14 protein-coding genes are annotated in these 14,757 nt (G+C 45.3%); 11 read left to right on the top strand and 3 right to left on the bottom strand.

All coding sequences use genetic code 11. The features are described 5' to 3' along the window. The first annotated feature begins 140 nt into the window (after nt 1-140). Nucleotides 141-2,309, top strand: a complete 2,169-nt coding sequence (locus tag QZ938_RS23715; RefSeq protein ID WP_363318883.1) for a sigma 54-interacting transcriptional regulator — start codon at nt 141-143, stop codon at nt 2,307-2,309. Continuing rightward, nucleotides 2,290-2,523, top strand: coding sequence for a hypothetical protein (locus QZ938_RS23710; RefSeq protein WP_293353604.1), 234 nt, complete (start codon nt 2,290-2,292; stop codon nt 2,521-2,523). Before QZ938_RS23715 ends, QZ938_RS23710 begins: the two co-directional genes overlap by 20 nt. 202 nt (nt 2,524-2,725) lie before the next feature. On the opposite strand, the gene QZ938_RS23705 is transcribed toward QZ938_RS23710, so the two are convergent. Further along, nucleotides 2,726-2,899 carry a hypothetical protein gene (locus QZ938_RS23705; RefSeq protein WP_293151591.1) on the bottom strand — a complete coding sequence of 58 codons (174 nt, stop codon included), beginning with the start codon at nt 2,897-2,899 and terminating at the stop codon, nt 2,726-2,728. 189 nt (nt 2,900-3,088) lie between these two features. Here QZ938_RS23705 and QZ938_RS23700 point away from each other — a divergent pair, with 189 nt between their 5' ends. Further along, nucleotides 3,089-3,436 (top strand): hypothetical protein, encoded by a 348-nt coding sequence (locus QZ938_RS23700; RefSeq protein ID WP_293151588.1) that lies wholly within the window; start codon nt 3,089-3,091, stop codon nt 3,434-3,436. Between the two features lie 122 nt (nt 3,437-3,558). Further along, nucleotides 3,559-3,825, top strand: coding sequence for a hypothetical protein (locus tag QZ938_RS23695; protein WP_293151586.1), 267 nt, complete (start codon nt 3,559-3,561; stop codon nt 3,823-3,825). Between the two features lie 113 nt (nt 3,826-3,938). Here the strand turns inward: QZ938_RS23695 and QZ938_RS23690 are convergent, their stop codons facing one another. Next, nucleotides 3,939-4,328, bottom strand: coding sequence for a tautomerase family protein (locus tag QZ938_RS23690; RefSeq protein WP_293151583.1), 390 nt, complete (start codon nt 4,326-4,328; stop codon nt 3,939-3,941). A 57-nt stretch (nt 4,329-4,385) separates the two neighbouring features. On the opposite strand from QZ938_RS23690, the gene QZ938_RS23685 reads away from it, so the two are divergent. The 5 genes from QZ938_RS23685 to psbM all read left to right on the top strand — a co-directional run bounded on the left by QZ938_RS23685 (nt 4,386) and on the right by psbM (nt 9,425). Continuing rightward, a complete protein-coding gene (locus tag QZ938_RS23685; RefSeq protein ID WP_293353602.1) occupies nt 4,386-4,568 on the top strand; it encodes a hypothetical protein in 183 nt (60 codons plus the stop codon). Nucleotides 4,569-4,754: 186 nt separating this feature from the next. After that, entirely contained in the window at nt 4,755-6,311 is a 1,557-nt protein-coding gene (locus QZ938_RS23680; RefSeq protein ID WP_293353600.1) for a DUF512 domain-containing protein, read from the top strand. Between the two features lie 141 nt (nt 6,312-6,452). Further along, a complete protein-coding gene (locus QZ938_RS23675) occupies nt 6,453-8,360 on the top strand; it encodes a TolC family protein (RefSeq protein WP_293353598.1) in 1,908 nt (635 codons plus the stop codon). Between the two features lie 413 nt (nt 8,361-8,773). Next, the gene (locus QZ938_RS23670) at nt 8,774-9,070 is read left to right on the top strand and encodes a 2Fe-2S iron-sulfur cluster-binding protein (RefSeq protein WP_293151570.1); all 297 of its coding nucleotides are present in this window, start codon (nt 8,774-8,776) and stop codon (nt 9,068-9,070) included. Between the two features lie 241 nt (nt 9,071-9,311). Further along, nucleotides 9,312-9,425: a photosystem II reaction center protein PsbM gene (psbM, locus tag QZ938_RS23665; RefSeq protein ID WP_293151564.1), complete on the top strand. Its 114-nt coding sequence runs from the start codon at nt 9,312-9,314 to the stop codon at nt 9,423-9,425. 100 nt (nt 9,426-9,525) lie between these two features. On the opposite strand, the gene QZ938_RS23660 is transcribed toward psbM, so the two are convergent. Continuing rightward, complete coding sequence (locus QZ938_RS23660; RefSeq protein ID WP_293151561.1) at nt 9,526-10,380, bottom strand: universal stress protein; 855 nt, start codon at nt 10,378-10,380, stop codon at nt 9,526-9,528. Between the two features lie 301 nt (nt 10,381-10,681). On the opposite strand from QZ938_RS23660, the gene QZ938_RS23655 reads away from it, so the two are divergent. Beyond that, nucleotides 10,682-11,185 carry a thioesterase family protein gene (locus tag QZ938_RS23655; RefSeq protein WP_293353596.1) on the top strand — a complete coding sequence of 168 codons (504 nt, stop codon included), beginning with the start codon at nt 10,682-10,684 and terminating at the stop codon, nt 11,183-11,185. Between the two features lie 665 nt (nt 11,186-11,850). Continuing rightward, nucleotides 11,851-14,682, top strand: coding sequence for a right-handed parallel beta-helix repeat-containing protein (locus QZ938_RS23650; protein ID WP_293353594.1), 2,832 nt, complete (start codon nt 11,851-11,853; stop codon nt 14,680-14,682). The last annotated feature ends 75 nt before the right edge of the window (nt 14,683-14,757 follow it).

Raw genomic sequence — 14,757 nt, 5'->3', positions numbered from 1 at the left:
ATTGGATGCAACTTTCAACAGTAACATCGGGTAGATTAAGCAGTCTGTCAAGATGAAGATCCATACGGTAGAAATCAATTAGTAGTATCTCATTATACACTTTTCACCAAAAAGCCAGAAGAGCCGCCTACGCTCAGCGCTTGGCCGCGAAATTAGAGCAGCTAGAAGCAGAAATCGCCTATGAAAGAGAGCGTCAAAATGCCCTCCGCAGCTATCTAGTACCGCAGGCGAAACGGGGAGTAATTGGGAATAGCCGTTATGCGGTAAAATTGCGCCAACAAATTCGGGCTGCATCGAGTGACGAGCGATCGGTTTTAATCTCTGGCGAACCTGGCTTACAAAAGGATAATTTAGCTGCTTTAATTCATTTCGGTTCAAGTCGCCGCAACGAGCCAATTATTCAGATCAAAAGTGCCTTGCTTCAGAGCAATGGAGCAGAATTATTCGGGCGTTTGGGCAGTAAGCCGGGGTTGTTGGAATGGTTGGGAGAAGGGACGTTAATTTTAAATGACGTTCAAGAATTACCCGCTCAATTAAGCCCCCAAATTCAGCAACTATTAACCGAAGGAACCTATACACCAGTTGTCAGAGAAGGACAAATACCGCCGCAACCGCGTTCTAGCAATGCTCGAATAATTTTAATCTCAGAAATCGTCCAACCCCAGCTAGATAAGCTGACGCAACACAAGATTAAAGTACCGTCACTGCGGGTGCGTAAAGAAGATTTAGAAGCACAAGTCAACTATTATCTCAACATCTTTTGTCGCCAAAAGAAATTAGTCAAGCCCCAAGTCACGCCAGAAGCAATTCGCCGCTTGCAAGCCTACGATTTTCCGGGAAACTTGCAGGAATTGCAGGGAATGGTCGATCGCGCTTTAGTTCAAGCACAGGGGAGTCAGGTATTAACCGAAGAAGTCTTTTGGGCGCAGGCGGCAAAGCAACAAAAATTTCGGCTCAATTTATTCAAGATATATCCCAAATTCCGGCAATTTTTACGGAGCGATTGGTATCCAGATCGCGTCAATTATTGGTTTACCACTTGGGTATTTGCATTGGTGGTAATTATCCTGTTTGTTGCTCCCCAAGATCGACAGCATAATTTTGCCCTAAATATCTTTTGGGCTTGGTGGTGGCCGTTAATTTTATTATTATTCCCCATCATCGGGCGATTGTGGTGCGCTTTTTGCCCTTTTATGATTTATGGAGAAATCGTCCAAAAACTATCGCTGAAAATTTTCCCGCGCACTCTCAATAAATGGCCGCGCCAATTAGCCGAAAAATGGGGCGGATGGTTTCTCTTCGGAATGTTTACTTTGATATTTCTGTGGGAAGAGTTGTGGGAGTTAGAAAATACCGCCTATTTATCCAGTTGTTTGTTATTGCTAATTACGGCGGGTGCGGTAATTTTTTCGCTGATATTCGAGCGGCGGTTTTGGTGTCGTTATTTATGCCCGATCGGCGGCATGAATGGATTATTTGCTAAACTTTCAATTATCGAACTGCGCGCCCAACAAGGAACCTGCGCGGCGGAATGCAGCACCTACCATTGCTATAAAGGAGGCAAAGGTTTTGGGGAAGGATTAACTACGAATGGATGTCCGGTTTATTCCCATCCCGCCCAATTAACCGATAATAAAGATTGCGTATTGTGCATGACTTGCTTAAAAGCTTGTCCCCATCGATCGGTAGAATTAAATCTGCGCCCTCCCGGCATTGAATTGTGGACTACCCACGTTCCCCACGGTTATGAAGTTGCCCTGTTATTTCTATTATTAGGCGGAATTTATATCCACCGCTTGCCGGAGATAAATAGTTTGTTGGGGCTGGGCATCAATTTAGAACAATTTTTACCACATTTAGGACTGTCAATCGCGGTGTTAATTATCCCGCCAATGATTCCGTTAGTGGCCTATGCAGTCATGCAAGCAATTTACCAATTGGGAAAAGCAGAAACTCTCCCATTTAAAATTACTAAACCGCTTTCATTTGTCTGTCTCGCCTACGGATATCTACCTCTAGTTTGGGGCGGTAGTTTGGCTCACTATTGGCGATTGGGTTTGCAGGAAGGCGGGCGAGTGATTCCCGTAGCTTTTGCGACTTTCGGACAAATTAGAGATGATTTGCCGAGTTTTGTGGGAGATCCGGCGGTGATTAGTTTCTTGCAAGGTTTCACTTTAATTGTGTCATTGTTTGTGACGATATTTGTGACTCAGAAAATTGCCAAGCGATCGATTAAATCTTTGATTCCTCAGCATTTAGCGAGTTTGTGTCTGATGGTGAGTTTGTGGTATGCGATCGTTGGTAACTAAAATAACCATTATCAAGTTCGTAGTGCGGACTTTAGTCCGCAAGTTCGTAGTGCGGACTTTAGTCCGCAGGTTTTTTTGGACTGAAGTTCACACTACAAACCGTCTCGGTTCTCCGTATTTTGCGGACATCATCAAGTTCGTAGTGCGGACTTTAGTTCGCAGGTTTTTTCAAGTTCGTAGTGCGGACTTTAGTCCGCAGGTTTTTTTGGACTGAAGTTCACACTACAAACCGTCTCGGTTCTCCGTATTTTGCGGACTAAAGTCCACACTACAAACCGGCAGGTTTTTGCGGACTAAAGTCCACATTACAAACCGGCAGGTTTTTGCGGACTAAAGTCCACACTACAAACCGGCAGGTTTTTGCGGACTAAAGTCCACACTACAAACCGGCAGGTTTTTGCGGACTAAAGTCCACACTACAAACCGGCAAGTTTTTGCGGACTAAAGTCCACACTACAAACCGGCAAGTTTTTGCGGACTAAAGTCCACACTACAAACCGTCTCGATCGCTGGTAATCGATCGGACATGATATGATATGCCCATGCCAAGCAGTACGACATTGAGCAGCAAGCAATGACCGGACAAACATTACCGCTTTTTCATATGACCGAAAAGAGTTAGAAATCACAGTTTAATATCATGATTAAGGTTGCTTGAAACTGAGATTTTGCGCCTGTCAGAGAAGCCGGGTTAGTAGCAAAAACTCTGTAACAAAACCTATATTTTTAGTTATAAATCCAATTTCTCAACTATTATTAAAAATGCTGAAATATTTCACTTGAAACAAATTATGTCAATACCGAAAAAAGGAACAAGAAAAATCATTGTTGATGGGGAACCTTTCATCTGGCTCATCCGCAGACAACCTACTTATACACAAGAATGCTTTCATGGCGGAAATCTTCATGTTGCAGTAGATGGTGTCGCAAAACTGGGTTCCGTTTTAGTTGTTATCACCGATCGACCCCATCCTCAATGTGTGGTAAGAAAACAAGAAGTGAAACCAGTAACACCCTCTGATGTAGCACAATGGATACGGCAAGCGATGCAACTCGGATGGCAGCCTAGACTATCTGGAATAACTTTTCGCGTGCAAATTGCAGCGCAGTGTATGGAAAAAATATAATACTTTATGCTGTTGCCCAACATAAAGCATTATATTAAAGCTCATTCAGTTGATTTGGTAAATGTAAACATCGTCTGAAAGTTAAAAGTGTATAATTAAGTTGACAACCACAGAGAACTGCGATGACTATTCTGAAACCCCGTTATAGCAAGCAAGAGTTTGCACGACTTGGCGATGAGATATACGATCGCATAGTGCGATCGCAAGTTGAGCCGAGCAACAAAGGTAAAATTGTGGCGATCGATATTGAGACATCTGCATGGGAGATCGATAGTAACGAGATAGTTGCCTGTAGCCGACTCCGAACAAAGTACCCGACTGCTCAGATATGGATCGTGCGCGTTGGTTCAAGCTATGTCCGTCGTTTTGGTGCCGTATTTTCGGACTAAAGTCCACACTACAAACTGTATTTTGCGGACTAAAGTCCACACTACAAACTGGTGAGAAGAATCAAAACCTTGCGGCTATAATTTGAAATGGAATCTCCCCGCGCCGCAGGTATTTAAACCTTTATTTTGTAGTTTAAATTCAATTCATCTCCAGGAACTCCCCTCACGCCCCAATTGTGTGGTGGCACTTCATATAGGATAATTTCAATATCGTTAGGTGCGATATTTAATGCAGCATTCAGCTTTTGGTAAATCAGGCGCATCAGGTTTTTCTTGGCTTCAACACTTCGCCCTTCAAATAAACTAATTTCTATCACCAGATATTGGTTAGTTCGATCGCCCGGATAAACAAAATCCTCTTGGGCTAGCGAGATAAACCGTTGAAATCGCTTGTCTGCTGGGTAAGATAAGGCTTCGATCGTACAAGCATGAATGCTGTCTGATATCGTTTGCCGGTGTTGTTGGATGAATTCTGTATGTCCGTAGATTTTAGTTTGAGGCATAATTCAAGAATTGAGCGATCGCAAAAAGTTGCGTATTGATAACTGTGGGGTTAAACGATGGAAATTTCCACGATTGGGCTGAGTGTGAGTTTGATCTCGGGCGGTACAACCTTTGTTGGAGCATTGCCCGTGCTATTTTTGCGGAAAATGAGCGATCGCCCGATCGCAATTATATTAGGTTTTGGCGGCGGTTGTCATGCTGGCGACAACAGCTTTTTCGCTACTCATTCCGGGGATTGAAGCTGCAAGTCAGCTTAGATGTCACTCTCAAACTGTCAACTGTCAACTGTCAACTGTCAACTGTTTCTCCCGACCCAGCGCGCTTGACAAATAATATAAATTGTGATAGCGTTGTAGGCTGAATTTAAAATAAAAATCTTTTTTTGAACAGCAATTTATCAAACTTGAAAACGCTAGCGCGATCGTATGAGCGACTCCTCCACCAGACCAGCCCGAATTACTAAAGTTATCCCCGACAGTATCGCTGCCGAAATGGGATTTGATGCCGGAGACTCCATCGTCGCCATCAACGGCGAAAAACCTCGCGACTTGATCGACTATCAATTCCTGTGCGCCGATGAATTTCTGGAACTAGAAGTTTTAGATGCTAAAGGCAAAACTCACAAGTTGGAAATAGAAAAAGACTATGACGAAGACTTGGGTGTGGAATTTGAAACTGCCTTATTCGACGGACTAATTCAGTGCAACAACCGCTGCCCTTTTTGCTTTATCGACCAGCAGCCTCCGGGAAAGCGCGAAACTCTCTATCTCAAGGATGATGATTACCGCCTCAGCTTTCTTTATGGCAGCTATCTCACTCTCACTAATCTGACTGAAAAAGAGTGGAACCGAATCGAACAAATGCGGCTTTCTCCTCTTTATGTTTCTGTGCACGCTACGGAACCAGATGTGCGAATTCGCTTGTTGAAAAATTTTCGGGCTGGGAAGATTTTAGAACAAATCAAATGGTTTCAAGAGCGCCGCTTGCAAATTCACGCTCAAGTTGTGGTTTGTCCGGGGATTAATGATGGCGAACATTTGGAACGCACTTTGTTGGATTTGGCAAAGTTTCATACTGGAAATATCCCGGCTGTGGCTTCGGTGGCTGTGGTGCCGGTGGGTTTGACTCGCTTTCGTCCTGCGGAAGATGAATTGATTGCTGTAACTGCCGAAAAAGCGCGGGAAGTTATCGCGCAAGTGCAGAAAATTCAAGCTGTTTTGAGTCAGGGGAAAGGCGGCGGCAAGGCTAAGAAAAAGAATTCAAAATTCACCCCCCCCAGCCCCCCCTTGCTAAGGGGGGGAGAAGAGTTAGAAGATGTAAAGGCGAATAAAAAAAGCTCAAAATTCACCCCCCACAGCCCCCCCTTGCTAAGGGGGGGAGAAGAGTTAGAAGAGTTAGAAGATTTCAAATCTTCTGGGAAAAAGGGAAATTCAAAATCGCGCTGTATTTGGCTGGCTGATGAGTGGTTTTTAATCGCGGGTTTGGATTTGCCGTCGGCGGCGGATTATGAAGATTATCCCCAAATTGGTAATGGTGTGGGTTCGATCCGGCAGTTTGTTGGGCAGTTTGAAACGGCTTTTGCTAAGCTGCAACCGTTGCCGGTGATTGAGCCCCGCCGGTTGGTTTGGGTGGTGGGAAATGCTGTTGAACAGGCTTTTCGCCCGATCGCACAACAACTAAACCAAATTCCCGGCTTGTCCGTCAACATGGTGGCACTTTCCAGCCGCTACTGGGGACAAACTATCACTGTTACGGGTTTGCTCACCGGGCAAGATTTACTCGAAGCTTTGCAGGGAAAAGACTTGGGAGATGGCATCCTCCTGCCCTCGGTCATGCTAAAACAGGACTCACCTCGTTTTCTTGACGACATGACTGTAGAACAGCTCGAAAAGTCCCTGAAAACCCGGATTTTGCCGGTAAGTGGAGTAGAGGAACTAATCTCGGGGGCGATCGGTCTGGCAACTGCTGAAGTTCAATTGTAAATTTTGAATCAAGCCTTCACCAGCAACAGGAGTACGGTAATTGTGACTTGCTAACTGTCGGGTTCAGGAACCAAACTAGAAACTTGAGACCTCAATCTTGCTCTAAAATTGTCTCTAGAATTGCAAAGTAATTAAAAAATTATGCGTGTTTTTCGTCAAATCGTGGTGGTCGGAGTGGGCGCTGCAATTACTTTCAGCAACGCCGGACAAAGTGCTTCAGCACAGTCTCCGGCTCAATCTCAGGATGGTTCCCCCCTTAGCAATCCGATCGAATTAGCGCAGAATATTCGATCGACCTCCAACACAGCCTCAGAACCAACATCAGAAGATCCACAACAGTCGATCGCCCAAAACCCACCAACATCCGAATCTCAAAAAGCTGGGGAACAGTCGATCGCAGCAACTCCCCCCATTGAGTCAAACCAACAAGCATCAAAGCCCCAACAGGCTGCTCCGGCTGCCCCATCTACCCAGCAGCAGGAGTATTTAGCGCAGTCTCCAAAACCAGCACCGGCAAACAACCGGCAGAAACCTGTTCCGAGCAACCCCAACAATGTTCCGGTGCCGAATTTGCCAGCACCTGTTCCCCGCGGCACTCCGAATGAAAGTTTCCCCCCTTTGCCCCCGAAGGGTATTTTAGACACCAAGCCCCCGACGAACCTAGAACCGAACCCGAATCCGCTACAGTTTCCGACAAAGCCCGAGGATGTCAGAATCGAGCAAACTCAGTCAATTACTTTGCAGCAGGCGATCGATCTGGCCCGCCGCAACAGCCAAATTTTGCAAATCGCTCAGAAACAAGTCGAACAAACTCGATCGGTTGTACGCGAACAACAAGCTGCTTTATTTCCCGATCTGACTTTTCAAATGAACGCCAGCCGTCAAGTCAGCGCCAGCGGACAGATTGGCGTGCAGACTCGACTTCGCCAAAATGACAATTTACCCGCCAGCCGCCAACTCCCCACAAATTCTCCCGAATTTCAAAATTTCGGCAGCATCGGTCTCAACAACACTTTGCAGTTGAGCTACGATCTGGACATTTTCGGTCGCCGTACCGCTAATATTCGCGCAGCTAGGGAACAGTTGCGCTTTCGGGAACTCGATTTGGAACGTCAAGCCGAGGAACTCCGCTTCGACACTTCTGAGGCTTACTACAACCTGCAAAACTCCGACGGACAAGTTGCTATCCGCCAAGCTTCGGTGAGAAATGCCCAGCAAAGTTTGCGGGATGCGGAAGCTTTGGAACGAGCAGGGGTGGGAACCCGCTTTGCTGTGTTGCAGGCTCAGTCAAATGTGGCCAACGAAGTGCAGCAACTGTCCGTGGCCCGTCGCGATCAGCGAGTGGCCCAGCGGCGGCTGGCTGAGATTTTGAATATCAGTCAGTCGGCAAACTTGACGGCGGCTGACCCCGTGGAGCAAGCTGGCTCCTGGAGGCTGTCTTTGGAAGAGAGTATCGTGCAGGCTTTTAAGAATCGCCCTGAGTTGGAACAGCAGTTAGTACAGAGGAATATCAGCCAGCAACAAAGGCGATCGATTCGGGCGGGCGGGCTACCTCAGGTTAATGTCACTGGTTCCTACAACTTTCAAGGGCTAACTACAGACGATACCAGACCGTTTGCAACTCGCGGCTGGGCGAGCGGGTATGCGGTGCAAGCCAATCTGACTTGGAATTTCTTCGACGGGGGCGCGGTGAAGGCGAGGATAAAACAGCGGGATGCCGATATCTCGATCGCCGAAAGTCGATTTGACCAAATCCGCAACCAGGTGCGCCGAGAAGTTGAACAAGCTTATTTTGGTTTGGAGTCGAGTTTTGAGAATATCGAAACTTCTGAAGCCGGAGTTTTGCAGTCGAGGGAAGCTTTGCGTCTGGCGAGACTCCGGTTTCAAGCTGGCGTAGGCACTCAGACTGATGTAATTCAGGCGGAAACAGATTTGACGAGGGCTGAGAGAAACCGATTGTCGGCAATTGTCAACTACAACCTGGGGCTTTCGTCTCTCCAGCGCGCTGTGACCAATCTTCCTACTAATAACCTCTCGGATGCTCCTTAATACCAGTTGACAGTTGACAGTTGACAGTTGACAGCGTTAATCAGTTGACAGTTGATAGTTGACAGTTGACAGCGTTAATCAGTTGACAACGACCTCGAAGTCGGAGGATTTGGGGAATGAATAGTGTGATTTTAATTTCTCCCGACAAGGCGGGCGGGCTTTCAACCAATTCTTTCTGGTAACAAAAGCCCACTGTACCTCAACTCCCAGCCACGATCTGCATCAGTCACTCCCACTCATCACTCATTCCCCAATTCCAAAATCTAAAATCTAAAATGGGTTGGGTTCAGTTGGATTGGGGCGATTCCTTGTCGGGATAGCTACAAAAGACAATTAGACATTTGTTAAATATCCGACACTCCACTTAATATTTTGTAATAGAGTTCTATGTCAACTGCGTTAAAGGATCGGCAATGGCCAATATCAAGTTTGTGAAGGAAAATCAGGAAGTCATCGCAGCAGACGGAGCCAATTTGAGATTCAAAGCTCTGGAAAACCGCATCGACTTATACACGTTTTCGGGAAAGATGATGAATTGCGGGGGCATCGGTCAATGCGGTACCTGCATTGTGGAAATTGTCGAGGGTAGTGAAAATCTGTCGCCCCGCACAGACTTTGAGAACCGCAAGCTCAAGAAAAAGCCAGAAAACTATCGCTTGGCTTGTCAAACCATGGTTAACGGCCCGGTGAGCGTCAAGACTAAGCCTTAACTGCCGGTGGGCGAAGTGAAGCGGAGGGATGGGGGATGGGGCATGGGGCATGGGGCATGGGGCATCGGCCAAACAGGGCATGGGGCATTAGGAAATAAAAATTCTTGGATTTTGAATGTGGATTTTTTACCTATTCAACTGTCTGGTGCTACCTTCTGCTCCATTCCAGTTTCCCTTTTGCCTTTGAGTGGTATCCTAGTTGTGTGTATTTTCATATTTTCCGATACAGGCGGGGGTCTTCATGGAAGTTAACGATTTAGGGTTTGTGGCAACCATTCTGTTTGTATTGGTTCCCAGTGTTTTTCTAATCATTCTGTACATTCAAACCGCTAGCCGTGAAGGCGGAAAACAATAGCGACTGCTGCTATTTATTTCTGGCGAAAGCTAATTGCAAAAAAAGCGCCAACAGTTTTTTACTGGGGCGCTTTTTTTTGTTAACAGTTAGTGTTGAGAGTTTAGCTGACGATCGTCCGAGCGAGCAAGACGGGACAGTTGGCGTAGACTCGCACGTAGTCTGATAGGGAATTTCCTAGGAGTCGATCGAGATCCAGGAAATTTTTAGCAACGTTTGGCCGCCGATCCGGGGAACCGATTACCAACAAATCTGCATTCACTTCCTCTGCAATCTGACAAATTGCTTCACCGGGCTTACCTGTAGCACTCACGCAGCGGTAGCTAACTCCCATTTGTTTCGCGAGTGCTACTCCCGGAGCCAATACGGAGTCTTTTTCAGCATTTGCTGTCACATCTTCGGCGTATTTTCCAGTCAAATCTTTGGTGACGTGTACTAGAATTATCTGCCCGCCACTCACTTCTTTAACCAAAGATAGCGCAAGCTGCAATGACTGTTTGGCAGATTCTGAGTTGTCGAGCGCTACCATGACGCGCTTGATTTTTTTGACGTAGATGTCGTCTTTTACTAACAACATCGGTCTCGATGTTAGCTGGAAAACATACTGGCTGACTGAGTTTTCCAAAATAGATTGCAGCCGTCCGAATCCCCGCGAACCCATAATTACTAAGTCGGATTGTTCTTCTTCTGCGACTTGGCAAACTGTGGTTTTCGGGTCTCCCTGTTTCAGCCGCGGATTGACTTTGCTGGGATCTATTTTCAAAGACTGCACTGCTTGTGCTAAAATTTTACCTCCTTCTTCCAACTTCTCGGCCATGCCATCGGAAGTTACTTGCTGCGGCACGACGTGCAAAACGGTGACAGAGCTTTGTTGCAAGGAAGGGATGTCCATCAACATATTAAACATCTCTTCGCACAAGCCGCGACCGGCGACGGCTACTAAAATTTTTTCTATCATAGTTTTTGGCGTGAAAACAGTTGAGTTTTGTTGTGGGGCGCTCTCTCTAGGGCGTTGTTATACCAATTTAATGTGAAGTTGCACATATCTTGATCCCCCTAAATCCCCCTTAAGAAGGGGGACTTTGAGCGGAATCTTGTCCCCCCCTTATTAAGGGGGAGTAGGGGGCAAGCTAAGGGGGGATCGGATTCTATGCAGCTTCATAAAAAATTGGTATTACTCTAGTCGCTTAATGTTAAGCATAGGCCTCAAGTTTGCTTTATGATTTGTAGAAATGTAGCGTTTTGGAACAATTTGTAACGTGCTAGAGAACGATCGAACTCAACCAGAACTTGCAGCAGGTGGTGCTATTCAAAAGCGACCTGGAATGATGGACTCGGAGGGCTGGTTTGAATATTTGGTGCGAGTCTACCCCCACCATACTGACTACAGCGGCGCGGTTTGGCACGGGACTTATCTGACTTGGATGGAGGAAGCTAGGGTGGAAAGTTTGCGCTCTCTCGGCATCGAGTATGCAGAGTGGGTGGCGCAGGGTGTCGAATTGCCGGTGGTTGAGCTTTCACTGCGCTACCACCGCTCTGTACAAATGGGTCAATCTGTGGCAGTCAGAACCCGGATGGCTGCTAGCGAGGGCGTGCGGCTGCTTTGGGATTACGAAATTCGATCGCCCGACGCTCAAGAATTATACGTGACAGCACAGGTAACTTTGGTTGGTGTCGATCGGGACAAGGGCAAGATTATCCGTCAATTGCCGCCGGCGCTGAAGGAAGCTTTAACAAGGCTTTCTGTTAAACCTTTACCCTAAGCTTTGGTTAATTATCCAAAATAGTTGGCCCAGACATCATAAGTAGAGTGGTTGAATTTTCAGTCATTAAACAAGATTGCACTGATTCGCTCGCTCTACTTAAAATTATCTCTATTTTATTTTTGTTAGATAAACTTTTAATCTACGATTGACCTGTCAATCAAATATTTATGCCAAACTTCTACTTATACCAATTGAAAAAATCCTTGCTACAACACTCTTAGTTGAGTTTGTTTAGTCAACTATTGTCGCGCTTTGCGTCGCTATAGCAATCCTAAATCATTTGTGCATTTCTTACTCCCTCCCCTTAATAAGGGGAGGGTTGGGGTGGGGTAAAAAACTTTACGACTCCTGCAAGGACTGCTATAGTTTGATGTTCTGTTGTTTTTGGAATAGATGGCGAGACACCCTATCAATATTGTTGCATTAATTTTCCAAAATTGTATTAATTCGCTGCCCAAATATCCCAATTAATGCGCTCTACACAACTGCATCGCGCATTAATATTAACATTTAACAATGTCAAAAAATGTAAATAAATATAAATTCTTTTGCCAGTTAAACACAGGCACTAAATTTGTGATATCCTTGAACAAGATAGTGTTTTTTGATCGTCCCTTTTGGAAACAGCAAAATAACTCAAGTTATATCAATTAAATAAACAAATGGAAGCATTACTTTTATTGATAGGATTTGCAGGCGGGGCATTAGTCTGCTGGCTAATTTTGAATAAGCGAAATTCACGCAATTTGGTGCGGATGCAGGGTTCGCAGGAAGCCATATCGAAGTTGGCGTCGCAGTTGGATGCTAGAACTTCGGAATTGCGGCAAAAAATGCAGAATGAAACTCAGCTAAATTCTGAAATGTCTGAGCTACAAACTCGCTTGGAAATTGTGACTCGCGAGCAAGATGTTTTAAACAATCAAGTGTCGGAATTGGAAGAATTTTTGGCAGGAATTGCTGAGGAGCGATCGCAAGTTAATGCTCTGATTGCTGATTTGCAGTTTCAGCTAGAAAATGCTCAACAAGCTGAGTCCCAGTTAGCAGAAGTGGCAGAACTTCAATATCAGTTAGAATTGGCTCAGCACGAGCGATCGCAACTTAACGCTCAAATCCGGGAAATGCAAGCAGAGTTAGAGGCGGTTAATGCAGAACGTTCTCAATTTAACGCTCTGCTTTCGGAAGTTGAAAGTCAGTTGGAAACTGCTAGCCAAGGCAGATTGCAGGTACAATACCAGTTGTCAGAAATTCAAATTAAGTTCGATCGCTCAATTCAAGAGCGGGAGCAAATTCAGTCTCAATTTTCGGGATTGCAAGCTCAACTAGAGAGTTCAGAGCAAGAACGAGAAATCCTCAACTCTCAATTGGAAACCGCCCGCCAACAACCAAATCAACCGCAACCTGAAGCATTAGAGCTGGAAACGCAGTTAGAAGCAGCGAATCAGGATAAAATGCAGTTAAACTCTCAGTTATCTGAGCTGCAAAGTCAATCAGAAACGGTTGTTCGAGAGCGGGAGCAATTGCTGGCTCAGTTGTCAGAATTGCAGGTTGAATTAGAAACGGCTAACAGAGAGCGATCGCACATTTACTCTCAAATGTCGGAATTGCAAACTCAAATCGAGACAGCCAATCAGAATCAAGCTCAACTGCAATCTCCAGTACCCGAATTAGAACACCAGTTAGAAAGTCTACATCAAGAGCGATCGCAACTGCAATCAGATTTAGAAACTGCAAACACCGAACGCTCGCACCTCAATTCTCAACTGTCGGAATTGCAAAATCAAATCGAGACAGCCAATCAAAATCAAACGCAACTGCACTCTCAAATATCCGACTTAGAAAATCAGTTAGAAAATGGGCGTCAAACTCGATCGCAATTGGAAGAGCAACTCAATTCTCAAGTCTCGGAATTGCAAAGTCAAATCGAGAGAGCCAATCAAAATCAAAATGAACTGCAATCTCAAATATCCGACTTAGAAAATCAGTTAGAAAATGGGCGTCAAACTCGATCGCAATTGGAAGAGCAACTCAATTCTCAAGTCTTGGAATTGCAAAGTCAACTTCACACAGCCAACCAGAATCAAAATCAACTGCAATCTCAAATATCCGACTTAGAAAATCAGTTAGAAAATGGGCGTCAAACTCGATCGCAATTGGAAGAGCAACTCAATTCTCAAGTCTCGGAATTGCAAACTCAACTTGAGACAGCCAACCACAATCAAACCCAACTGCAATCTCAAATATCTGAATTAGAAAATCAGTTAGAAAATGGGAGTCAAACTCGATCGCAATTGGAAGAGCAACTCAATTCTCAACTGTCGGAATTGCAAAGTCAACTTGACACAGCCAACCAGAATCAAAATCAACTGCAATCTCAAATATCCGACTTAGAAAATCAGTTAGAAAATGGGCTTCAAACTCGATCGCAATTGGAAGAGCAACTCAATTCTCAAGTCTCGGAATTGCAAAGTCAACTTGACACAGCCAACCAGAATCAAAATCAACTGCAATCTCAAATATCCGACTTAGAAAATCAGTTAGAAAATGGGCGTCAAACTCGATCGCAATTAGAGTCTCAGCTAGAAACTGCAAACAGAGAGCGATCGCACATTTACGCCCAACTCTCGGAAATGCAAAGTCAAATCGAGACAGCCAGCCAGACTCAAAATCAACTGCAATCTCAAATATCTGAGTTAGAACATCACTTAGAAGCAGTATATCAAGAACGGTTGCAGCCAACATCCGAAATTGCCGCCACAGGGGAAGAATCACCAAAAGCTGAATTAGTCGATCAAAACGCCGAGTCAACCCGAAACTCAGGAATTGGGAAAAATCAAGAAATTGTAGTTTCTCAGCAAGGCGAAGGTGACTATACCACTATTAGCGAAGCCCTAAAAAATGCTGTTTCTGGTACGAAAATTCACGTGCATCCGGGTGTGTATAAAGAAAGTATAATAATCGACAAGTCTGTGGAAATTCTCGGCAACACAGAAGCGGGTAGCGTCACTCTTGAAAGCAGCCAGTCTAACTGCATTCAAATGGCAACAGACAGCGCTTTAGTGCGAGGATTAACAATTAAAACAACAGGGAAATATTACGCTGTAGATATTCGCCAAGGCGAGTTAATCGTAGAAGACAGTGATATCACTTCTGCCAACTATTCTGTAGTGGGAATTTGCGGCTCTAATGCCGATTCGGTAATCCGTCGCTGTCAAATTCATGATGGAATATGGAACGGAATCTTTATCTCGGATAATGGCAAAGCAACGGTGGAAGATTGCACTATCTCTAATAACGGTACTCTGGGAATAGGTGTCGGATTGGGAGGAAAATTGATTGCGCGTCGGTGTAGAATTAATGGTAATCAAGGTGAGGCGATCGCAGTTTATCGAGATGGTATTGCTACGGTGGATGATTGCGATTTAACCGGCAATACTGGGGGCGCTTGGCGGATTGCAGATAACGGATATATTCGCGGGAAAGGCAATCAAGAATAGAAGAAGTCATTAGTCATAGGGCATAGGGCATAGGGCATAGGGCATAGGGCATAGGGCATAGGGCATAGGGCATAG

Origin of the sequence: Microcoleus sp. CAWBG27, assembly GCF_020883145.1 — a bacterium.
In the GTDB taxonomy this organism is placed as follows: domain Bacteria; phylum Cyanobacteriota; class Cyanobacteriia; order Cyanobacteriales; family Microcoleaceae; genus Microcoleus.
This window is presented reverse-complemented; position numbering and strand designations above follow the sequence as displayed.

Excerpts from the sequence above, each read along its gene's own strand:
- QZ938_RS23710 (WP_293353604.1), top strand. The coding sequence starts at position 2,290 with ATGCGATCGTTGGTAACTAAAATAACCATTATCAAGTTCGTAGTGCGG.
- QZ938_RS23705 (WP_293151591.1), bottom strand. The coding sequence starts at position 2,899 with ATGTTTGTCCGGTCATTGCTTGCTGCTCAATGTCGTACTGCTTGGCAT.
- QZ938_RS23695 (WP_293151586.1), top strand. The coding sequence starts at position 3,559 with ATGACTATTCTGAAACCCCGTTATAGCAAGCAAGAGTTTGCACGACTT.
- QZ938_RS23690 (WP_293151583.1), bottom strand. The coding sequence starts at position 4,328 with ATGCCTCAAACTAAAATCTACGGACATACAGAATTCATCCAACAACAC.
- QZ938_RS23685 (WP_293353602.1), top strand. The coding sequence starts at position 4,386 with ATGGAAATTTCCACGATTGGGCTGAGTGTGAGTTTGATCTCGGGCGGT.
- QZ938_RS23680 (WP_293353600.1), top strand. The coding sequence starts at position 4,755 with ATGAGCGACTCCTCCACCAGACCAGCCCGAATTACTAAAGTTATCCCC.
- QZ938_RS23675 (WP_293353598.1), top strand. The coding sequence starts at position 6,453 with ATGCGTGTTTTTCGTCAAATCGTGGTGGTCGGAGTGGGCGCTGCAATT.
- QZ938_RS23670 (WP_293151570.1), top strand. The coding sequence starts at position 8,774 with ATGGCCAATATCAAGTTTGTGAAGGAAAATCAGGAAGTCATCGCAGCA.
- psbM (WP_293151564.1), top strand. The coding sequence starts at position 9,312 with ATGGAAGTTAACGATTTAGGGTTTGTGGCAACCATTCTGTTTGTATTG.
- QZ938_RS23660 (WP_293151561.1), bottom strand. The coding sequence starts at position 10,380 with ATGATAGAAAAAATTTTAGTAGCCGTCGCCGGTCGCGGCTTGTGCGAA.
- QZ938_RS23650 (WP_293353594.1), top strand. The coding sequence starts at position 11,851 with ATGGAAGCATTACTTTTATTGATAGGATTTGCAGGCGGGGCATTAGTC.